Annotated in this window: 19 protein-coding genes; 7 read left to right on the top strand and 12 right to left on the bottom strand. The window is 44.7% G+C overall.

Features of this window, described 5'->3' with window-relative positions; genetic code table 11:
* Positions 1 to 4 precede the first annotated feature (4 nt).
* The 3 genes from ACTRWF_RS09195 to ACTRWF_RS09185 form a co-directional block, all read right to left on the bottom strand.
* Complete coding sequence (locus ACTRWF_RS09195) at positions 5 to 1,414, bottom strand: tyrosine-type recombinase/integrase (protein WP_061094527.1); 1,410 nt, start codon at positions 1,412 to 1,414, stop codon at positions 5 to 7.
* A gap of 539 nt (positions 1,415 to 1,953) precedes the next feature.
* On the bottom strand, positions 1,954 to 3,993 hold the full coding sequence (locus ACTRWF_RS09190; protein WP_462835449.1) for a RecQ family ATP-dependent DNA helicase: 2,040 nt from the start codon (positions 3,991 to 3,993) through the stop codon (positions 1,954 to 1,956).
* A gap of 146 nt (positions 3,994 to 4,139) precedes the next feature.
* Positions 4,140 to 4,685 carry a hypothetical protein gene (locus ACTRWF_RS09185; protein ID WP_012519268.1) on the bottom strand — a complete coding sequence of 182 codons (546 nt, stop codon included), beginning with the start codon at positions 4,683 to 4,685 and terminating at the stop codon, positions 4,140 to 4,142.
* A 224-nt stretch (positions 4,686 to 4,909) separates the two neighbouring features.
* Between ACTRWF_RS09185 and ACTRWF_RS09180 the strand changes: the two genes are divergently transcribed.
* A complete protein-coding gene (locus tag ACTRWF_RS09180) occupies positions 4,910 to 6,034 on the top strand; it encodes a zinc-binding dehydrogenase (protein WP_012519267.1) in 1,125 nt (374 codons plus the stop codon).
* 188 nt (positions 6,035 to 6,222) lie between these two features.
* On the opposite strand, the gene ACTRWF_RS09175 is transcribed toward ACTRWF_RS09180, so the two are convergent.
* The 3 genes from ACTRWF_RS09175 to ACTRWF_RS09165 form a co-directional block, all read right to left on the bottom strand.
* Positions 6,223 to 7,392 (bottom strand): sugar efflux transporter, encoded by a 1,170-nt coding sequence (locus ACTRWF_RS09175; protein WP_020746380.1) that lies wholly within the window; start codon positions 7,390 to 7,392, stop codon positions 6,223 to 6,225.
* Between the two features lie 177 nt (positions 7,393 to 7,569).
* On the bottom strand, positions 7,570 to 8,244 hold the full coding sequence (locus ACTRWF_RS09170; protein WP_462835448.1) for a nitroreductase family protein: 675 nt from the start codon (positions 8,242 to 8,244) through the stop codon (positions 7,570 to 7,572).
* A gap of 171 nt (positions 8,245 to 8,415) precedes the next feature.
* Positions 8,416 to 8,784: a hypothetical protein gene (locus ACTRWF_RS09165; protein WP_015067738.1), complete on the bottom strand. Its 369-nt coding sequence runs from the start codon at positions 8,782 to 8,784 to the stop codon at positions 8,416 to 8,418.
* Positions 8,785 to 9,103: 319 nt separating this feature from the next.
* Between ACTRWF_RS09165 and ACTRWF_RS09160 the strand changes: the two genes are divergently transcribed.
* Positions 9,104 to 9,574 (top strand): aspartyl protease family protein, encoded by a 471-nt coding sequence (locus ACTRWF_RS09160; protein ID WP_462835447.1) that lies wholly within the window; start codon positions 9,104 to 9,106, stop codon positions 9,572 to 9,574.
* Between the two features lie 82 nt (positions 9,575 to 9,656).
* On the opposite strand, the gene ACTRWF_RS09155 is transcribed toward ACTRWF_RS09160, so the two are convergent.
* The 5 genes from ACTRWF_RS09155 to ACTRWF_RS09135 all read right to left on the bottom strand — a co-directional run bounded on the left by ACTRWF_RS09155 (position 9,657) and on the right by ACTRWF_RS09135 (position 12,754).
* Entirely contained in the window at positions 9,657 to 10,100 is a 444-nt protein-coding gene (locus ACTRWF_RS09155; RefSeq protein WP_462835446.1) for a hypothetical protein, read from the bottom strand.
* A gap of 198 nt (positions 10,101 to 10,298) precedes the next feature.
* Positions 10,299 to 10,607: a hypothetical protein gene (locus ACTRWF_RS09150; RefSeq protein WP_020744053.1), complete on the bottom strand. Its 309-nt coding sequence runs from the start codon at positions 10,605 to 10,607 to the stop codon at positions 10,299 to 10,301.
* Complete coding sequence (locus ACTRWF_RS09145) at positions 10,607 to 11,155, bottom strand: YaeQ family protein (protein ID WP_012519260.1); 549 nt, start codon at positions 11,153 to 11,155, stop codon at positions 10,607 to 10,609. The genes ACTRWF_RS09150 and ACTRWF_RS09145 overlap by 1 nt, the downstream gene beginning before the upstream one ends.
* A gap of 291 nt (positions 11,156 to 11,446) precedes the next feature.
* Positions 11,447 to 11,650: a hypothetical protein gene (locus tag ACTRWF_RS09140; RefSeq protein WP_071952324.1), complete on the bottom strand. Its 204-nt coding sequence runs from the start codon at positions 11,648 to 11,650 to the stop codon at positions 11,447 to 11,449.
* 150 nt (positions 11,651 to 11,800) lie between these two features.
* Positions 11,801 to 12,754 (bottom strand): YihY/virulence factor BrkB family protein, encoded by a 954-nt coding sequence (locus ACTRWF_RS09135; RefSeq protein WP_462835445.1) that lies wholly within the window; start codon positions 12,752 to 12,754, stop codon positions 11,801 to 11,803.
* 370 nt (positions 12,755 to 13,124) lie between these two features.
* Between ACTRWF_RS09135 and ACTRWF_RS09130 the strand changes: the two genes are divergently transcribed.
* The 5 genes from ACTRWF_RS09130 (at position 13,125) to ACTRWF_RS09110 (ending at position 21,439) form a co-directional block, all read left to right on the top strand.
* Positions 13,125 to 13,676 carry a DJ-1/PfpI/YhbO family deglycase/protease gene (locus ACTRWF_RS09130; protein ID WP_462835444.1) on the top strand — a complete coding sequence of 184 codons (552 nt, stop codon included), beginning with the start codon at positions 13,125 to 13,127 and terminating at the stop codon, positions 13,674 to 13,676.
* Positions 13,677 to 13,832: 156 nt separating this feature from the next.
* Positions 13,833 to 14,525: an SDR family NAD(P)-dependent oxidoreductase gene (locus ACTRWF_RS09125; protein WP_462835443.1), complete on the top strand. Its 693-nt coding sequence runs from the start codon at positions 13,833 to 13,835 to the stop codon at positions 14,523 to 14,525.
* 318 nt (positions 14,526 to 14,843) lie between these two features.
* Complete coding sequence (locus tag ACTRWF_RS09120; protein WP_462835442.1) at positions 14,844 to 15,731, top strand: SDR family NAD(P)-dependent oxidoreductase; 888 nt, start codon at positions 14,844 to 14,846, stop codon at positions 15,729 to 15,731.
* Positions 15,732 to 15,992: 261 nt separating this feature from the next.
* A complete protein-coding gene (locus tag ACTRWF_RS09115; protein WP_278383229.1) occupies positions 15,993 to 19,247 on the top strand; it encodes a WD40/YVTN/BNR-like repeat-containing protein in 3,255 nt (1,084 codons plus the stop codon).
* 158 nt (positions 19,248 to 19,405) lie between these two features.
* Complete coding sequence (locus tag ACTRWF_RS09110; protein ID WP_462835450.1) at positions 19,406 to 21,439, top strand: TonB-dependent receptor domain-containing protein; 2,034 nt, start codon at positions 19,406 to 19,408, stop codon at positions 21,437 to 21,439.
* 3 nt (positions 21,440 to 21,442) lie between these two features.
* On the opposite strand, the gene ACTRWF_RS09105 is transcribed toward ACTRWF_RS09110, so the two are convergent.
* On the bottom strand, positions 21,443 to 21,982 hold the full coding sequence (locus tag ACTRWF_RS09105) for a PepSY domain-containing protein (protein WP_015067727.1): 540 nt from the start codon (positions 21,980 to 21,982) through the stop codon (positions 21,443 to 21,445).
* Positions 21,983 to 22,044 lie beyond the last annotated feature (62 nt).

Here is a 22,044-nt window from a genome sequence, read left to right as displayed (position 1 = left end):
ATCATCACCTCAGCGATTGTTGTGCGAATTGATTTTTACGCTGAGCGAATTCCAACCATGTTTTATTGTCATTCATGTAGTTAACGTATTTTTGAGTGGTAGAGGTGCTTTCATGCCCCATCAAATCAGCCAGCTCCTGTAACAAAGCCTCGAAGGGCTTACCTGTTTCCATATGTTTGCTGTACAGCCAGTCGGTTGCGAAAGTGGCTCGTAAGTCATGAGGGGCAAAATAAATATCAAGCCCACAGTGTGTCAAATCATTGCGGATAGTTTCCACATACTTTTGAATGGTGTTTGGAGCGTAGATATTGCCATTCGATTTAACGAATAAGTGGTTATGGCGAAGTAATCCTTTTTCAATAGCCTTCTTCCTCGCCTTACTTAACTTGTACTCGTACAACAGATCCATGACACTGGCTGGGATTTCAATTGTTCTGTTTTTTTTGAACTTGGTTAAGCAACCGTTAATATTCTCACCAATTTGCACCTTAACTACTTTAGCTTTTGGCTTGTCCACGACAGAGGCAGGAAATGTTATTAATTCCTCCAATCTCAATCCCGTTTCAGTTTTTAAGTACACCATTAGGGCTTTAGTGTCAGATGAATTTTCAATATCAAGGTGTTTATAAAGCTCTTGTTTTTCATCTTCACGAAGTGGGTTAAGCTCTCGAATATCAGCATCTTGAGGTTTTTTTATGTTCTTAAATGGTCTAGTGAGACCTGTGGTGTATACAATAATTTCCTTACTGTGACTGCGATTGAGATGTGAGAGCATTTCATGTTGTGCTCTGTTTCCTTTGTTGCTTATGCGAACAGTCTTTGCCTTAAACTCAAATGGTCGAAAGGTTTTGCTGATTGAAATGATCCGCTGGCGATGAAGGAAGATGAAGTAATTGACAACTTTCAAAACATAGTTAGAGGCTGTACTTGGAGAACCACCGACTTTTCCAGTTTCATCCTTGGTATAAAGGTTTTCCAATAAATAGTCTCGATATCTCACGATTGGACTTTCCTCTACCTTCTCGGTGCAGTCATATATTGTTAACGGAGGTTTTTCATCAACCAGAAGGCCAGTCCTTGGGTGTGTATGTTCGGGGATTTCCGTGCTCAACCACCGATAGAAGCTCAATAACGCAACTGCATGGGATTGAATCGTCTTATCGGAGGATATATCTGGATCTGCCAACAAAGAGTGAAGATATAGATTCACTGGCACCACATTGATACCATCGGGGTCTATTAAAATTGGAAGTTTATGAGCAAATGGTTTTGAGTTGTCCCTAACGTCATGGATGATCTCGCCACTGTCAGGGTGTGGCCTACTTATAAATGAGGGATATTTCTCCGTACTAATCCACATAAGACAATAGTCAAAGCCGAAGTCATCTGGAAACGACCTATTTTGTTCAATCACATTAACACCTAAATCATCCGTTATTCACACTGCTAAGCCTTCCCCCAGGGGGTTACGCGTTCATACATCTACTTTTTCAAGATATTTCTTAACCAATAGTAAAAATTGTAACCACCCCTCATCTCGACGTCTAATTTATACAACCTGAAACATTACAACATGTGATGTCTAAAGTATTTCCCAACTGTAAACCATCAATTAGGTGAGATTACGCTTAAAGACAAAGATGGGAAAACACACGTTACCTGGCGCTCGCAAGGGCACATTACCATTTTTCTTTTGGGAAGCCTTTACTTCGATAAGCAGATTCAGAGCGTAGGAAGCCGTGCTTTTGGCAGTATCTTAAAGCAAATTGATAATTTGGCGTGATCAGGCGTTAGGCTTATGAAACAGTTTGCTAAACGGGCGATAAACATAGTTCATACAACCGGCAGACAGTAAGCCAGATAGCTAGCGCAATCTGACCTCTTTTAACAAAAAGGCGCTAGCTCAATTCAATACTGGCTCGTTATCGACGAGTCAACAGTCAGTCCTGCCAGTCATTGGCATAAAACTGCGTTCACTTCTTGTAAAACATCTGCATACCGGCAGTGTTCCAAGCTACCAAACCCTTTAACTTGTCTTATTTTTAAGCGACTAAACAAAGGCATAGTCATGCCAGTTAGGAAGCGACAATAAATAGAAGGGGTGATTGGGCCTTCAAACTTACCGCTTAAATGCGCTTCTAGCGCTGTCATAGCTTCAGATATCTGCTCTCTATCCGGTATTGGGATTGGTGATGAATAGTTAAGCTTGGCCACTTTACCTTGGCACACACTGCAATGCCCACACGCTTTCGGTGCTTGAGTATCATCAAAATACGCTGACAAGTTGTGGCTTAAGCAAGTGTCTTGTTCGAAAAAGCTGACAAGTGCGGCGATGCGCTCGACTTCTTTACGCTCGTTTTCAGAAAAATAGTGCGCTAGCTTGTTTGCCAAATCGCCGTCTTGCAGTAATTCGTTGTTAACACGGTATACATCGGTAATTAAACGTGATGCAAGCTCTATATGATTGTGCTCGTGCAAGTATTCTAAGGCTGCCACTACTCTAGAGCGTTCTGCGCCATAGTGCTGATAAATACTGTCGAAATCGACAACACCCCATACTTTCTTCATGTTTGAATGAGAGAATACCGCATCTAAAAAGCGCGCTCGCTCTTCTGAAAACAAGCCGAGTATGGTGGCTTTGTCTGAAAGAAAGCGGAATTTGTATTCTGCAAAATAGGCAAATAGCGGGCGAATAACATTGGCGAGTTCGAGCTGAACAAGTAAGGTTTTAAGAGGAAGCTGGCGAATATTACTGGCGCTCGATAAGCTATTTATTTGGGTTTCCCATTGGTAAACCTTGTTTTCTGCATTGATGAGCGAGTCATTTTGATTAGTTGTATATTGCTGTGCTCTATCTTGCTTTGGTGTAACTTGCTTGGCTCTATTTTGTTCAGCTGGGGCTTGCAGCTTGATGTCGTCGATAACCCGTTCTATTGCGCTTTTATCGGGTGTGTCGCCGTAAACGAAGTTTTCTATGGTGACTAATCCGTCGAGGTTCGCTAATACGGTGCAATTTGCCGCTTCGCCATCGCGCCCACCTCTGCCGATTTCTTGGCTGTAGTTTTCAATAGATTTAGGTAGATCGTAATGGATAACAAAGCGGATATCAGATTTATCTATACCCATGCCAAAGGCAATAGTAGCTACAACGACTTGAATCTTGTAGCTCATGAAATCTTGTTGGATACCTTGCCTTACCTCACTGTTAAGGCCTGCATGGTAGGCCTTCGCAGCAAACCCTTGCTGCTGCAAAAAGCGCGCTACATCCTCTGCGCTATTTTGTAATGTAACGTAAACAATCCCAGCACCTTGTTGTTTTTGAATTTCGTCTATCAGCGCTTGATTTTTGTTAGGTTCAAGTACGGGGCGAACAAATAAATTCAGGTTGGGGCGATAAAATCCCGTTTGAATAATGCTAGTTGGCGCAATAGCAAAGCGTGCCGCCATATCTTCTTTTACTTTTTTAGTGGCCGTTGCTGTAAGTAGTAATACAAGTGGGATATTCAACTCTTTTTGGTAGGCAGGAAGCTTAAGATAATCAGGGCGGAAATTATGGCCCCACTCAGAGATACAGTGCGCTTCATCGACCACCAACATACTTACCTGAACGGACTCGATGAATTGTCGGAACCGTTCGTTTTTAAAACGCTCCACTGACACCATTAAAATTTTACACTGCCCTGAACGCACGTCGTTCATCACCTGCTTGTTTTGCTCAGGTGTTAAGGTGGAATCGATGCTAGCCGCCGCAATGCCTTTGCTATGCAAAAATTCTAGCTGATCTTTCATCAGCGCCAGTAATGGAGAAACCACCAGAGTTAAATGTGGCAGCTGCGTAGCAACGAACTGGTAACACAAAGATTTGCCCGAACCAGTCGGAAAGATCGCTAACGTTGAATGCCCACTAAGTAGAGAATCCACCGCCTCTTTTTGCCCCTCGCGAAACGCTGAGAAACCAAAAAGCTGTTGTAAAATATTGGGGGCAGAAGACATTCTTTTTATCCAAGTAGGTGATGATTTAAGTCTAACTATTTCTATCTAGTCGTATGTTGGGACAAGATATATTAGGCAATTTAAAACTTGTTATATAGTGTTGTGGTAATAAACGCAACGATACCTGTGTCCAGTTTCAGCCTCAATTAATCTTTGTAGCCCCAGGGCGTACTGGGAACTGGGAATGTGTTATCTAGATCGAAATCAACTTGTACTTCGCGCGCAGGGCGAATCAATCGATAGCTAAAGCGGTTGGGGTAAATCATCATTTGCCACACGTTATCGGTGGATGCTGCAATCCCAGATTCTATAAATAATGCTTTCGAGTAGGCGTCCGCGGGGAATGACTGAACTTGGGCATATCCTTCATCTACAGTATGCCCGCCGTACATGGTAGAGGAGTGAAAACTGCCGTCTTTATTTCTGTGGTCGTGTTTTAACATAAGACCAGCGCCAGTCTTTGTTAATATCCAAGTGCGGGATGCGTCGTCACCCACGTGAAAAGGTATCTGAATTTCTGAGTCTGTGCACTTTCGTATGTGCATAACAAGTTCTGCATCACCGAAGGTATTACCTACATTATCTTTACTCACCTTCCCTTGAAACGCTTTACCGCAGTACGCTTTTATAGAATTAAAAAACGCGTCGTGGGTAGGAATTGAGACCAAAGGTGCAGCTTTACCAAACGCCATATTGCTTATTCCGATGAGTCCTAGAAAGAGGTAGATACCATGTCTTTTCATTTTTTATTCGCTATTACAAGTCGATACACGCTTTGTAGTGTAACTCATCTAAATAATCGGGTGTATAAACCATCGAAACGCATATGTATTCGAAATATAAATACTGCTGATAGTGGGGGCGTGTTAGCTTAACAGTACGTAGAGCGTTTAATTTTTAGGGCACAAGAGTAGATATGAATAAATCTAAACAACTATTTACGCTAATTACATCAGAAGGTGAGCTTCAGGTATCGCTAAAAGAGGTAGATGTTCCAGAGCCGAAGGCCCATGAGGTGATTGTGCGCATGGAAGCCTCTCCAATAAACCCGTCAGATATGTGGCCTATGTTTGGTCCAGCAAGCCTTGATAAAGCCACTTTCGATGCTGATAAAAATGCATTGGTTGCACCGGTACACAAGCCTTTGTTGAGCCGTATTAAGTCTCGTCTTGACCAAACTTTACCTATTGGGAATGAAGGCGCCGGTACCGTGGTTGCCGCAGGCGACAGCCCTGAAGCGCAAGCTTTAATGGGAAAAACCGTGTCTATTCTTACCGGCGCAGCTTATACAGAGTTCGCGTGCGTGCCCGTGCAGGCGTGTTTACCTCATATGGATAGCACTACACCTCAGCAGGCGGCGTCTTCGTTTGTTAACCCGCTAACAGCATTGGGTATGGTTGAAACCATGCGTATGGAAGGGCATAAAGCCTTGGTTCACACTGCAGCTGCGTCTAACCTTGGGCAAATGCTAAATAAAATTTGTTTAGAGCAAGGCGTAGAACTAGTAAATATCGTTCGTAGTCAAGAGCAGGTAGACCTACTTAAAGGTATTGGTGCGAAAATTGTGCTTAATTCCAGTAGCGATAATTTCAAAGCTGAACTTTACCAGGCCATAGACAGCACTGGCGCTACACTTGCGTTCGACGCCATTGGTGGCGGTGAGCTAGTTAGCGATATCCTTACCATGATGGAAGCGTCGGGTAGTAAAGATGCAACAGGCTTCAACACCTATGGTTCTGACAGCAATAAACAAGTGTATATCTATGGTGGTTTAGATTTCTCACCGACTATTTTAAACCGCGCTTACGGCATGACGTGGGGTATTGGCGGTTGGTTGTTAATGCGCTTCTTAGGCAAGCTTGATAAGAAACGCGTGGGCGAGCTTTATCAAAAAGTGGCTACGGAGATTAACACTACCTTTGCGTCATCCTACAGCAAAGAGTTAAGCCTTGAAGAAGCGCTACAGCCTGAAAACGTAGCGCTATACAATGCGAAAAAGACGGGTACTAAATATCTGATTGTGCCCAATAAAGGCGACTAACGACTCAACTTTGAAGCTTCATACTTCAATTAAAAGAATTAAAGAAGAAGGGCTCGTTGATCTTTGATGTACAAACTGCGGTTTAAAGGTACATTAAAGGCCACCGGGCCCTTTTTGTATTAAGCAGTATCGCATTTTGATTGGGTTTTGCGTGTAACCCAATCAATGAGGCGAGGCTACGCTACGCTTCAGCTCGCCCTTCGCTTTAAAAACATAAACACTAACAATACACTCAAACCAAATATGGCAATACATAGCGAGCCTATTGTGGCAGCTCTAAAGCTATAAAATTGCGCCACTGTGCCTGCGCCAATAGTGCCAAGCATCATACCCACGCGGGTGGCGTTCGAATAAAAAGCTGAGGTGAAGCCCGTTAAATTAGGTGCCTGTTGCTGCAGAAGCGTTAAGCCTATGCCAGCGTATAAACCGTAAAAAAGTGCATTTAATATTTGAAGCGATAATAATTCCCAGCTTGATTGAGAGAAATACACGCCAATATAAAAGCAGCAGCCAAATAGAAAGGCAACAGCCATAACACCAGCAGGTGGAAAGCGTCGTGCGAGCTTAGCGGCAATTAGCATAGTAGGAATTTCAAGCGCTGCGACCACGCCCATCATAAGGCCGGGTAAATTTTCAGGCAAACCTAGCTCTTGCATTACGTATAATGGCATTGAGGATAAATACATAACATTACCGGCCATTCCAGCAAGCACTGCCAGCCCTACAAGCCAAAAAGGCAGTGAAAGCGACCCCTTTAGTGTGGTGTTTTGCGAATGTTGGCAGGCTTGTTGAGGCGGTACCACCTTAACCACGAAAAGCGTAGCGGTGACTACGCACGCAATAGCCACAGAGAATGAGGCGGCAAAGCCAAAACTAGCCACTAATGTAAACGCCATTGGCGGGCCTACTACCCAAGCTAAGGATATGGCCGCGCGTACTTTTGAGTTAAATGCTGCTAAATCTATATCTTGGTTTTTGGCCCATAGCCCTGAAACCGTTAGCATTTGCGAAACCGCCCCCGCGCCCACAGACATAAACAACACGCCGGCAAGAAATACGTGCCAAAACTGGTTGCTAAAGATAAACGCTACCATGGCTATGCCAACGCAAATCATGGTGAGTCCGTAGAGGCGATTAGCGTTAAAACCTTTGTCGGCCAAGTGTCCCAAATATTGGCTTATCACCAGCCCTGAAAGCGTAACCGACACCATGTATACACTGATGTAAATGGGTTCAACGTTAATCTCGTCAATTAAAAAGTAGCTCATGAGCGGCGTGACGAACGATGATGTTAAGCCAGTAAGTAAACTCAGCAACAAGAAAGGTAGCTGTGGCGAAAAGGCGTGGCGGGATGACATGAAAATACGAACTCCTAAAAACGAGGGCGCATTATAAGTGCTGCGTATTTCATGTCTATGATGATAGCGAACTAACCTTGCTTATTTAACAAATGTTGTGGTGTTGTATTAATCATGCCCGTAAAGTCTGCGATGCTAGGACGAACAAAAAGCTACGCCTATAAGCGTTTATAAAAATCAAAGAAAACTAGCTATTTCGTTGAGTGACTTCTTTTGTTTCGCATGATTAGGAACGGTGGCATCGTGAGCGGGGTAACCGGCAACAATTAGCATATAGGCTCGCTCATTGTCAGGGCGCTGGCACACTTCGGTTAAAAAGTTCATTGGCTTTGGCGTATGCGTCAGGGTGGCTAGACCTGCGTTGTGCAACGAGGTGATAAGCATGCCCACTGCAATACCGACTGATTCATGGACATAGTAGTTTTGACTTCTATCTCCTGCTTCTGTTTGCCCGAATTTCTGGCTGAAAACAGCAATTAGCCAAGGCGCAGTTTCCAGATAAGGTTTGCTGGCATCGGTGCCCAAAGGTTTGAGATCGTCTAACCACTGCTGCCCAGCGCGCCCATCATAAAACCCCCGTTCATGAGCTTCAGCTTGTTCACGTATTTGTTTTTTTACAGGAGCTGAATGGATGGCAGAAAAATGCCAAGGCTGGTGGTTGGCACCACTAGGCGCAGTGCCCGCCGTTAAAATACAGTTTTCGATAATGGCTTTATCAACCGGTCTGTCACTGAAAAGACGAATGCTATGTCGGCGCTGCATAGCGTTTAAAAACTCAGCGCTTCGAGCAAGCATGCTTTGTTCAGAGTATTCGATAAAGTCGTTAAGCGGTGAGTGGTCGTGAGGCTGCATCTATTTTCTCTTTTTTCTGCCGTTTTAGGTCACTTTATCGTTTGTAGGGCTGTATTCAAAATAAAAGCGCGCAAAACGAAGGAGTTTGGACTATATCGCGTAAACTAAAAAGCGACCCATTCAGGCAAAATGGATCGCTTTGGTGCAGTTTATCGATACAGGTAACGCCTATTAGTTGCGTTTAAATGGGGGGCGAGTACCACGCTTTTGTTTTTCGTTTTGTTCTTCTAGTACTTCAAGTTGAGCAATGTCATAGACAGGCATCATAGTCGTTACTCTGCGATAAGGTGGTTTACCGCGCATAATGACTTCCTTAACCTCAACATACTCAATGGCTTCTTCACCCACCGATTCAAGCTGCGCGACATCGTTAACACTCATGCTGACAACTTTGCGTTTAAAAGGCGGTTTTCCTGAATAATCCACGACTTGCACTTCGATAGTATCGCCGGTCGAAGCTGGCATAGCCTGTGCCGCGTTGGCAGTAAAGCTAAGTGTAACCGCGGTAAATAAAGAACTCACTAAATAGCGTAATTTCATATCGTGTCCTCATATTGATATTACTACTTTTGTCTATTGTATGAACGAAATCGTTTCAAACAATAGAGATTGGCGATAGTTATTTGCTATCAGGTAACGGGTGATATAGGAAATGTGTAATCAGGCGTGTTAAGAGTAAGTGCGTCAAATAGTCTCGCTGCGATCACCTTTGGTGCGAAGTGGGCTTAGGTTTTGCACTATTTAAGTGCTTTTGACTTGTGACGTGTACAGAGCGCTAAATAAATCAAGCAATTAGCGATTGGTCTTCATCTTGCTGTTCTATTTCAATCAGTAAAAGCTAATGCGTGGTGCATGTAAGATGAAAAGAATAGTAAAAAAAGCGGCGAAGGCGTCACTTTTAACATCGCTATCTTGCCTTTTAGGGCTCGCTGCACCGGCATCAGCAATCGAGCAAAACATCCCGCTATCTCAAAGCAAAGGCGGCACTTTGTATTTAGAAGCAACCCTTGAGTCGCAAGTTAACGCTTCCTTTCTACTTGATACCGGTTCGAGTTTATTAACGCTCAATCAAGCCACGTTTGACGCACTTACCCGAAATCATACGCTACTCGCTACCCGAGCTTCGGCGGCAAGAATGGCAAATGGAAAAATCTTAAAGGTATCACAATACCAACTGAACTCTGTTCGTATAGGTAATACTTGTGAAGTCGGCCCAGTGGAAGTCGCCGTGCTTCCTAAAGGCAATAATATTTTAGGTATTAATACGCTATTACGCGTTGCACCGTTGACCATCACCTCTAGTTCGGTGATATTGGCTGGGTGTGAGTAGGTTATAGCAACTTTTTAACCAAGCTACAAAAAAGCGAACCCTAAGGTTCGCTTTGACGCTTTATGAGCAATAACAGACGTTATTAATTTTCACACTCGCTCACATCGCCGCCCATTTGTTCTTTCATTTTTACGCATGCTTCATAGGCTTTTTTCGCTGCGGCGTCTTTAAATTCGCCCGCCTTTTCGGCACTCGCGTCATAGGCGTCAGATGCCATTTCTTTACCATCTTCGTAGGCGTCAGATGCCATTTCTTTGCCATCTTCGTAGGCGTCAGAAGCCATCTCTTTGCCATCTTCGTAGGCGTCAGAAGCCATCTCTTTGCCATCTTCATAAGCGTCAGAGGTTGCGTCTTTGGTTTCATCCCAAGAATCGGCTGCGCTTTCTTTTGTGTCTTCATAAGCGTCAGATGTCGCTTCGCCTGCCTTTTCCATCTCTTTACTTACTTCGCTTTTCGTTTCTTCGCTAGATTCAGTACAGCCCATTAAAGACAGTAGTAGTGCTAACGCCATTGCTTGTGTTTTCATTGTGAAGCTCCTTTTGCTGGGATAGTGGCTTGTTTAAAGCCGATCAACATGGGTAATTCAAATATTCGGCGCAATAGTGCGCACTGCTTGCCGTTGTTATTAATATTAGACTAGCCAAATATTCGACGTTTCCAGTCTAGCCTAATTACTATACAAAATGTAACTAGACTTTGTGTGCAAAAAAAGGGGTGAGGGTGGCTAATCTTTAGGTCCTTCAATTGTAAAGATTAAATGCCTTCGCCTGTCTTTTAACACTACGCCTTTTTTAAGTAACGCTGCGCTTAGCTGTTGCTGCCATTTTTTTAGCTCGGGCTCTGCTAATGCTAACGCTTCTTCGTTTTTAAACTGGAAGCGCAACAATAAAGACCCAGGAAACTGATGGTATTGAACGTCAAACCAGCACTGCTGCATACCTTCAAGCTCATCTCTTGCTTGTGCTTCTAGACGGTTAGCAATATCAAACACCAGTGCTTGCTGTTTAAGTTGTACGGCAGAGAGCTTTTTCATTACATCCTTTTCTCAATGGCAACTTCAACACTTTCAGTAACATCAGCCCCTTCAATGGTAAGCCACATTTGTCCGTCTTGAATGGTAACCTGAATTTGCATCGAGCGCTGTACGGCGTTAGCCAGAGTAATGGATAACGATTCAGGTAAAGTAAACACCGACAAGTTTTTTCTTGTTTGTAATTTGTTTTGCTCTTTACTCCACCAAGCTTCAAAGCTGTTGTCCGCGTATGAATAAATCATCATTTGCTGACTTTGGTTACAGCCTTTTTTAATGCGTTGTTCAGAAGGTTGACCTAGTTCTATCCACAGCTCTATTTCGTCGCTAAAGTTTTTCTGCCAAAGGTCAGGCACATCATCGTCAGATAAACCTTTAGTAAACTGCAAACGCTCATGGGCATTTACAATAAAAGCAATAATGCGCAGCATCATGCGCGCATCGTTTTCAGACGGGTGGCGCGCAATCGTCAGGTTGTGGTCGCTGTAATAGTTGCGGTCCATATCGGTTATCGATATGTCTGCTTTGAAAATGGTTGCTTTGAGAGCCATGGTGTTCCTGCTTCGTTTTGATAAGGCCTGTTATTAGCCTTGAGTTGCTATGGCAACAGTGGCATAGCAATACTTTGCGGTATAGTACCAGTAAAAAACGATTTTCGCTGTAGGTGAGTGCGGTGCTTTTTGGCAGGTATGTTGATTGCGCATACGGCAATCTTCTATTTTATGTGCTTTCCCCTGTGCTTCGGTTTAACTTGTTCGTCGCCTTTACAAGCTTTCACAATGCTAAATAATGGTGATAAAAACTCAAAGCCTTTTTTGCTGGAACAGAAATACAAAGGGCTTTTAACTAGGGAAGACATTAAGCTTTTTCGCACAGCAGGTGCAAATAAATGTCACTAAGAAAACCACCGATGCCGTCAACACAATTTCAGTGTATCTATCTAGTTTGAAAACAGACGAAAGTGTATTTTGAATACATACAATGGCTACGATAATAGTAAGCATATAAGCAAGATACTTCGCTATCTGTATAAATGCATTTTGCATTGTATAATTCCTTTTATTGGGTTACCCGACATTGGGTAATATAAAGGTATACAAATCAAGAATGATGGGTAACTGAATATAGGTATAGTTTTATACTAGTTACAAATGGCACGCTCGTTCTAAGCCTTTAAAACCTATGAGTTGATAGCGTCAATGTTTTACGTCATCGGGGGTATGGTCGGCTACGAAGGCATTTCTTTCACCCATAGGTTTGTCTTCACCTTTAGTACTGTCTGCCGTAGTTTGAAGCTCTATTGCCGAGTTAACCTCGGCACCAATAAGAATAATGTAGGCACTTAGGTAAAGCCACATTAGCAAAATAATAATTCCACCTACAGAACCATAGGTTTTGTTATAGCTTCCAAACTCGTTTAGGTATATCGAAAAACCATAGGATGCGACCACCCATAGTACAGTGGCAAAAATGGAACCGGGCGTTACCCATCGCCATTGCGCTTCGCGGCGATGTGGCGCATATCGATAAAGTGCCGACAAGGCTATGTTAAATAAGCCTAGCATAACAGGCCAAGTAACCCACATAGCCTCTTTCGCGCTAACGGTATTTCCCGACAGCCACTGAATAGACTCGGGTAAAATTGTAATGCAAGCTAGGGCGACGATAACGGTCAAAATCATGAAAACAGTGCAGGTAACGCGAGCCAGTATGTCTTTAAAAAAGCCCCTGCCTTCCGATTCACTATAGGTAATGTTACACGCTTTAATAAGCGCATTGGCCCCTTTACTGCTACTCCATAGAGATAGCACAAGGGTGAATAAAAAGCCCCACCCCAAGGTGGAGTTAGACTTCTCGATCAAGTTGGTCAATTGCTCTTCAATAATATATCGGCTGTCAGTGGGCACTACATTTACAAGGAACGTCATATGACTTTGCAATTCTTGTGGCGATACCATCAGCCCATAAAGGGCTATCGTGGCACCTAACAAGGGAAAGATAGCTAATAGGCAATAAAACGCGACACCAGCAGCAATAAGGGGAATGTTGTCCTTTTGAACGCTACTAAAAATGCGCTTTAAAATACTCCACCAACTTTTCAGCGAAATCTCAAATGCTGATTTTGCGTGGTTAAATCTTTCCTTGCTCATAAATCCTCTAATCGTTCTTTTACGCTTCGCAGCCCTTGTAGTTCTTCATACATAAAATCGTACTAGTCGGCTTACTTCGCCCTGTAAATCATTCATGTTTATCTGCAAATGTGAGTGCTTAATAGGGTTAGGTGATAACGCGGTTTCTTGAAATGGGTAATCTAATCATAGGGTTATGTTGTTTATTGCGCGCTGGTTTGTAATTTGCAACTTAGTTTTGCAACTTAGTTTCGACGCAGGATTAGTAGCTACGTAGGATTAGTTAACACGTAGAAACGACGAGGTACAAAGTGGTATACCACTATAAAGCCTTTGGTTAAATAGCGTGTTTGCCTGTGTAATTTAATGCTTTAAAAAAGGAGTGATATAGATGAGCAATACGCAAAATCTCCAGGGTAAGAAGATAGCCATTTTAGCAACAAACGGTTTTGAGCAAAGTGAGGTTGTTGAACCTAAAACCTTGTTCACTGAGCAAGGCGCTAAGGTAGACATTCTTTCCATTGAGGACCAAACGACGATTAAAGCCTGGGATGAAGACAATTGGGGTAAAGAGGTAGATGTCGATTTACAAGTATCGTCAGCTAACCTTGAAGACTACGATGCCCTTGTACTACCAGGCGGGCAGATTAACCCTGATGTGCTTCGAACTAACGACGATGCGGTAGCCTTTATCAGCAAAGCCAATGACACCGACAGTATTAAAGCTATTGGCGCAATTTGTCATGGCCCATGGCTATTGGTTGAGTCGGGACTAGCCGACGGCGCCACGCTTACATCGTTTCCAAGTATTAAAACCGATTTACAGAATGCAGGGGCGACCTGGGTAGATGAAGAAGTGGTAAATCACGAAAAACTGGTGACAAGCCGTAACCCCAACGATATCCCCGCATTTGTTGCCAAAATTAGCGAGTTAGTTGCCTAACAGGGTAAACGCCAGCCTGTTTCAATTTTAATGGGCAGGTAGAAACGTATCTGTCTTAGGTAGGTATAAACGAATTTATTGCATCTTGTTTTGACGTTACACGTCATCAAGGGGCAATCAACTAAATAGCAACGACTTACGAGTGAAGGAGAAGGTATGACGAGTTCAACGTCAGGTCAGAAAGTTATCGTGATCACAGGGGCATCTAGCGGAATAGGCAAGGCAACGGCAAGACAGCTCGTTGATGAAGGTTTCAAGGTTGCGCTAATGGCTAGAAGTGAAGATAAGTTAGCGACGCTTGTGGACGAGTTAGGCAAAGACAATGCCTATGCCGTTAAAACAGACGTAAGCATTTTTAGTGAATTAGAAGACGCCTTTAAAAAGGTGAACAGTCACTACGGCCAAGTTGACGGTATCTTCGCCAACGCAGGGCGCGGCGCCAAAGCAGCCGGTATTGAAAAAGGCGAAGTAGATGATTGGGATGGAATGTTAGGCGCGAATGTTAATGGCTTGCTCTATACCGCTAAGGCAGGTTTACCCTATCTTCGCAACAGCAAAGGCCATTTCATCATTACCAGTTCAGTGGCTGGCCGTATCGCGCTTAAAGGCTCGGTTTACGGCGCTAGCAAATGGTTCGCTTACGGATTTGGTCAAAACTTGGCAGAAGAAATGCGGGAGTGGGGCGGTAGGTGTACGACAATTTGCCCGGGCATGGTAAATACCCCATTCTTCGACGAGCCTAAAGAAGACAAGCTGCAGCCTGAAGATATTGCCAATACTGTGCTATTTGCTTTAAACGCTAATAGCTCGGCGTGTGTACGAGAAATGTATGTTATGCCAGCGAACTAACATGCCGGTTCGCCCGTTGTTTTAACTTTTACTGTAACCAACAAAGACAGTTTTTACATACGTTAGATCGTTAAAGGGGCTTACACTTGCCCCTTGCCCCTTGCAGCCCCCCTCACTATGCCCGCCATCAATTTCGTGAAGTCATAGAAATTAGCTAAATAAAGTATATTCCCCGTTTGAACCCTCCTAATCTGTTTATTACAAATAGTCCGCTTTTTTCACTGTGCGGGATGCGACGAATAGTCGTGTGTCGCGCAAGGTATGCCTTTAGAACACAGAACGGTGAACACTGCGGCACAACAATAACAGGAGAATAACATGTCGAACGAGTTCAATGATAAAGCGGCAATTATATCGGGCGCGGCTGGCGGCATCGGTTTGGCTTTGGCAGAGGCGTTAGCCGAACAGGGCATGAATATAGTGATGGGGGATATCGACAACGCTGCGCTAACGCAGTCGGGAAGTGCCCTGCGTGAAAAAGGCTATAATATTCTTACCTGCGCGTTGGACGTGACAGACTACTCCCAGTGGGAAGACATTGTTGCTAATGCGAAAGATAAGTTCGGCAAAGTTCACATGGTCATAAATAATGCAGGTGTGGGCGGCACCCCGGGGAAAGTCGAAGACTCAGAGCACGAAACGTGGCGCTGGGTAATGGATGTTAACGTAATGGGTGTGCTTTACGGTGCGCAGGCTAGCGTTCCAGCCATTAAAGAGCATGGTGAAGGCGGTTGGGTGTTAAATGTGGCTTCAATGGCGGGAATGATGGGAATGCCCTACGCAGGGGCGTATTGCGCATCTAAAGCCGCTGTGGTTTCAATGACAGAAAGCTGGATTGCTGAGCTTAAACCTTTCAATATTCACACCTCTGTACTGTGCCCAGCCTTTGTGAAAACGCGAATCCATGAGTCTTATCGAAATCGTCAACAAAAGTACGCCGTCGCTCAAGAAAATCGCATTGATAAAGAAAAGCTTAAAGCGGGGGCGCAAGCGGCTACCATGGCGGTTGAGTCTGGGATCCCGGCAGCTATGCTAGCCGAACGCGTAATCGAAGCCCTTAAATCAAAGCAAACCTATATTTTTACGCACCCAAATTACCGCAAAGTAACAACAGAGCGCTTCAACGCTATTGATAACGGGTTTATCGATGCTGAAAATAGCGCTGTTGTCGGGCACCTTATTGATGACGACATGGTAACGTTTTAAAGCCGCCAGGTTATTTAAAAATAGCCAACTCTTTTAGTGCCCAGAATAAACGGCGCGCTCAAGCACAGTGATTTGATTGCGCCCTTTGGATTTTACGCATCAATAATACGCTAATACCATCTGGAAGATTTTTTAACCTTCATAATCGTAGTTTGGTCGTGGAGTGCATTGAATTATCCAGTGTTTATAAGTAATGCTATAAAGTTGTTAACAACAAACTTGTAAGGGCGTGATGCCCTTTAAACACACTGGATAATAATAATGAAAAAGCTTCTTAAAGCGGCAGTTGCTGTATCAATAGCACTGTCGTGCTCGCCCACCTACGCAGATAAAAACGACAAAGACGAAATATTTAGCAGCTCAACGTTTAAAGCAATGGAGCTCAGAAACATTGGGCCTGCGTATATGTCGGGGCGTATTGCTGATATTGCAATCGATCAGAATAACCCATCCACATGGTATACCGCCGTTGGTTCGGGCGGCGTATGGAAAACGACTAACGCAGGTACAACCTGGACGCCTATTTTTGACGACCAGCCGGTCTATTCCATTGGTGACGTTACTATTGCGCCAAGCAATTCAAATATCATTTGGGTTGGTACCGGCGAAAATAACGGTGGCCGGCATATCAGCTTCGGTGACGGCGTTTACAAGTCAGTAGACGGCGGTCAAACCTGGAAAAATATGGGGCTGTCTAAATCCGAGCACGTTTCAGACATTATTATTCATCCTACCAATCCCGATATCGTTTGGGTATCAGCCCAAGGCCCTCTATGGAGTGGTGGTGGCGAGCGCGGCCTATACAAAACTACCGACGGTGGCGAAACATGGAAGCAGGTCCTTACCCCTGCTGATAAGTGGACAGGCGTAACCTCACTGCTTATCGACCCTCGCAACCCTGATAAGCTTTACGCAGCAACCTGGGCGCGTCAGCGCTCTATTGGTGCTTATGTGGGGACAAACGAAGGGGCAGGTATTCATACGTCAAACGATGGTGGCGAAACCTGGACCGAACTTAAAACCGGCTTGCCAGAAGGCAATATGGGAAAAATCGGAATGGCAATATCGCCTATGAACCCCGATGTTATCTATGCCACTATTGAAACCGACAACCGCGGTGGAGGTTTTTATCGCTCTGCCGACCAAGGTGCCAGCTGGACCAAGATGTCGGATGAAGTAGGTGGGGGAACCGGTCCGCACTACTACCAAGAGATTTTCGCAGACCAACACCAGTTTGATCGGGTGTATATAGCGAGTAACTACAGCAAAGTGTCAGACGACGGCGGTAAAACTTGGACACCCATTAACACCAAGCGCAAGCACGTTGACGATCATGCCATGGCATTTCACCCCACCGACCCAGACTTCGTGTTAATGGGTTCTGATGGGGGAATTTATATGTCGCACGACAGAATGGCGAACTGGCGCTTTATGGCTAACTTACCGTTAACGCAGTTCTATAAAGTGGCGCCCGATGATTCTACGCCTTTTTATAAAATTTATGCCGGTGCGCAAGATAACTCTACCCAAGGTGGCCCTTCGCGAACAATGCGAGAAGAGGGGATTAAGAACAAAGATTGGTTCCTTACGCTTGGTGGTGACGGTCACGGACCGGCAACAGAACCAGGCAACCCGGATATTGTGTACTCGCAGTGGCAACAAGGTAACTTGACCCGTGTAGACATGAAAACCCGCGAAGGGGTTTACATTAAACCGCAGCCGCTACCTGGCGATCCCGCAGAGCGTTATAACTGGGACGCGCCTATTAATGTTTCGGCCCACGACCCTGCGCGTATTTACTTTGCGTCTCAGCGAGTATGGCGAAGCGATGATCGCGGAGACAGCTGGACGGCGGTATCAGGCGATTTAACGAAAAACGGCAATCGCATGCATTCGCCATTAATGGGACGTACGTGGTCAGTGGAAGCTGGCTGGGACCTGTACGCAATGACGGAATTTCATACCATCGCTAACTTCGCAGAAAGCCCGGTAGATGAAAATATATTGTGGGCAGGGACTGACGACGGCATTATTCAAGTGACCACTAACGGCGGTAAATCTTGGAAAAAGATTGAGTTAGACGATATTCGAGGGATTCCTGCGAACTCGTACGTCAATGATATCCGTGCCGATTTATACGACCCTAATACGGTTTACGTCGCATTAGATAATCATAAATATGGTGACTACAAGCCGTACCTGATTAAGTCGACAAACCTTGGTAAAAGCTGGACATCGCTTGCTGAAGACTTGCCTGAAAAGCATTTGGTTTGGCGCATTGTGCAAGACCACGTAAACAAAGATCTGTTATTTATTGGCACCGAATTTGGCGTGTTCTTCTCGGTGAATGGCGGCAAGAAATGGGTTGAGCTTGATGGCGGTATGCCAACAATTTCAACACGAGACGTTAAAATTCAGCGTCGTGAAAATGACCTGGTTGCTGGTACCTTCGGTCGCGGGATCTACATTCTTGATGACTACGCACCGCTTCGTTCATTAACCGAAAAGTCGATGCAGCAAGACGCGATTTTGTTCGGGCCAAGCCGCTCAGTAAAATGGTTCCAGCTAGATGATAATCACACCGACTCTGACGGCGACGATCGCTTTGTAGCGAAGAACCCAGAGCACGGTGCAACCTTCACTTATTACCTTAAAGACAGTTTGCTAACAGCCAAAGAAAAGCGCCAAGAAGCAGATAAAAAAGCAGTAGAAGATAAAAAGTACCCTAAATACCCGAGTTGGGAAGCGGTTGAAGCGGAAAATCAAGAAGCGGAACCTGCGGTTTATATTGAAGTGCGTGATAGCGAAGGCGACATTATTAAACGCGTTGATGGCAAGACCAAAAAAGGGCTACATCGCCTAACGTGGGATATGAAGTATGCATCTACTAACCCGTTAACGGAAAAAGACAGTAAAAATAATGGCCTGATGGCACTGCCAGGCAGCTATACCGCTACCTTGTTTAAACGCGTGGGTACTAAGGTAACGCCGCTTTCTGAGCCGGTTTCATTCGAATTGGCTGCTATTGTTGAAGGTGCACTTGAAGGTGCAACACCACAAGAAATGGAAGCCTATGGAAGTGCGGTAAGTGATGCACAAAAACGTGCGATTTCAGCCACAACAGTGCTAAAACAGCTGAAAGATACAATGGCGTTGCTGCGCACAGCCATTGATCGTACCCCAAGCGATATTGCAAAGCTTGAGGCGCAGTTTGCTGCAATTCAAGAAGAGATACATGCCGTAAACAGACAATTCTACGGCCTTAAGTCTCGCGATAGAATGGGTATAAAGCCCGCTAATATCATGAGCCGTTTACGATATGCTCGTTCGGCACTAGGCTCTTCCTACGGTCCTACAGCGCAGCATAAAGATCAGCTGGGTTACGCAAACGATAGCTTAGACAGTGCGGTAGCGCGTATTGGCACATTGCAAAGCACCGCCGTGCCTGCACTCCAACAAGCCGTAGTTGAAGCTGGCGGTCCGTGGACTTCTGGTCTACCTGTTATTAATAAATAGCGAAACGGTCAAAGCGCATGGGGTTACCTCATGCGCAATGTCATCTTACCTTTTTATAAGCCAGCGAAAGGCGCGGCGGTAATGAAATTGTCGTGCCCTGGCTTTTACATTTTAATTTTAAGTCTTAGTTTTATCCCTAACTTGTCTGTTTAATGAGTGTGCTTTTGTCTTCTTATTCCTCGCCTTTTTTTCTTTTTCTGTGTTTCTACTTTATCTCTACACGAGGTAAAAACGCTAAAAACACCGTGACGTCTTCAGGGCTATGTGCGGGTTTATTCTTTTCTTTTGTTTCGCCTTTAAGCCTCGCGCAACATGCAGATATCAGTCAGTTAGAGCGTTACACCGTAACCGCAACGCGGCCTTATTACGATGAAACCTTATCCCGTATATTTCCTCAGTATCAATTTGATAAAAGTCACCTGGTGACGCCGCTACACACCAACGAACTTTTGTTGCAAGCGCCTTCCGTATCCCTCAACGGGCAGGGCGGTCAGATACAAAGTATTAGTATTAGGGGGTACTCTCGTTGGCGTATTCAAACGCTGCTTGATGGTGTGCCTATTGTCAGCGATAGGCGAGCAGGTTCTAGCATTGGCTTTGTTCCACCTGAATTTATAACGTCGGTTTCTGTATTGCCTGGCGCAGCTTCTACGTATTTGGGGTCAGGTTCACTAGGAGGCGCGGTTAATTTGCAGCTAGATGCCACCGAGAACCCTTATCTTAATGTGGGGTACAGTAGCAACCAGCAAATGAAAACCCTTAGCTACAAAGACAGTGTCGGCAATACAGATTGGAATATAGCCTATCGCAATGCTAATAAGGGAGAAGATGCTAACGGCGCTCTGTTATTTGATCAATTTGAACAGGCCGGGCTTTTCTTGCGACATCGCCCTGAAAGCGGGTTTATAAAAGAAGCGTGGACCCTCTATTCTGACAACAATAATATTGGTAAATCGAGCAGCGATTACCCTTTAAATCGAATTTCTACTTATCCAGATAACACGCACTGGCTAGGCAAGTTGACGGTTGGAGCGGATAACTACACAGGAAGCATTTGGTGGCATCAGTCTTATTTAGAGACGTCGGTGTTGCGCCCGCAAAGCCGTATTAACGATAGCGAAAACAAGGCGCTTGATTATGGCTTTGATATTAAGACCAAGGGCAATTGGCAAGATTGGTGGTTTAACTGGCAGTTACAGGTGTCAGGGCGCGACGGCGTAGAAGCAGACGAAAAAGAATTTAGCTTAACCGCTATCTCGGTTGAACAGGGCCATGGGCCTGATTCTATTGCCCTTTTAGAGGAAAGGGCGCCTGCACTTGCTTATGAAGTAAGTACACTGAATGCAAATGAAATAAATGCTGCCGGTATTGTAGATGCCTCACGTCAATGGAATAGCACCTCATTGGCGCTAGGTGCGCGGGTGGATTGGCAGCGACAATCTGATAATACCGGTACCAATGAAAACGTCACCGCCACAAATTTAAGCGGTTATATCGGAGTAAACTATCAATTAGCAAAGCGTTGGGCAACAAGTTTGTATGTATCTAGCGCATTTAGAAACCCGTCATTAACCGAGCGCTTTTTCGCGGGGGAAACGCCCCGTGGCACAGTAATAGGCAGTACAAAGCTGCAAACCGAGAGCGCCCTAAACTCACAAGCTACTTTTGCTTACAACAGCGAACAGCTGCAGGGCGCTATCGACGTATTTTATCAGCAAATTGATAATTACATAGAAAGGCAAGCGATAGCTGACGACGTTTTACAATATGCGAATTTGGATAGTGCCACCATTAAAGGGCTAAGCTATCAGCTTAGTTGGCAGTCGAAAGTTAACAACATTGATGCGACATTAAGTGGCGCATGGGTAAATGGGCGCGATGAGTTAGGTAATGCTATTGCTGATATACCTGCCGATAATCATCGGTTAAATGTTGGTATGACATTGGGCAGTGCGCGCTTTTTTACCATGGTGGTTTATCGCGCTAGTAAATCAGATGTCGCTGAGGGAGAGCGACCCCTTGATGACGTTATTACGTTGAATGTGGGCGGTAGCTGGCGTATGAACGAGCGTATTGTGTTACAGGCCAGTTGGGAAAATTTAACCGATCAGCTGTACTATACCAGTACCGACGATAAAGCCCCTTTTGCCCAAGGTAAAAGCATACAGCTTGCATTAACCTATTTGCTTTAACGACTAACGTCGTTGGCGATTTTTTTGCTGATATTTTTGCTTTCGGTATTTGCTTTTCAACGTTGTTATCAGCATAACCAACCCGGTTACCCAGAGTACAAACAGTAAAATGGCCGCGGGTAGAAAAACCCAAAGCTTAGCGCCTTCAAAAAACCAGCTGCCGTCGTGAATAGCTTCTATGGTATCTGTCCGGCGATAGGCCACTTGAAGCACTTCCCCCGTTTGCGCGTTTAACTGCACTTCCCAGTGGTTCTTTCCTCTTACCTTGATAATGCCTTTGCCGGGGCGTACGTCTAAACGGTCAATATCCTCCCATGTCTTCAAGTTTGTTTGGGGGACTTGTTTAACTGTTGCTAATACGTCATCGAATGCTAGGGTTGGCGCGCTATTTTGAGCCTTTTGTGTGGGTGGTTGGAGCCAGTCGAACTCTTTTTTTACTTGCAGCAATAGGCCGCTGGCGATAACGATGATCACCGGAATAAAAATAACAAGCGACAGCCATAAATGAATACTTCGACTGTATTTACGAAGGGTAACCGACATTAAACAACACTTAAAACGAATAGGTAAAAACACTCGATACTATACGGTATTCGGCGGGTGCA

Source organism: Alteromonas sp. G5_S2_22_S1, assembly GCF_054968525.1.
The sequence above is the reverse complement of the archived record's forward strand: the minus strand, read 5'-3'. Positions and strand labels throughout refer to the sequence as shown.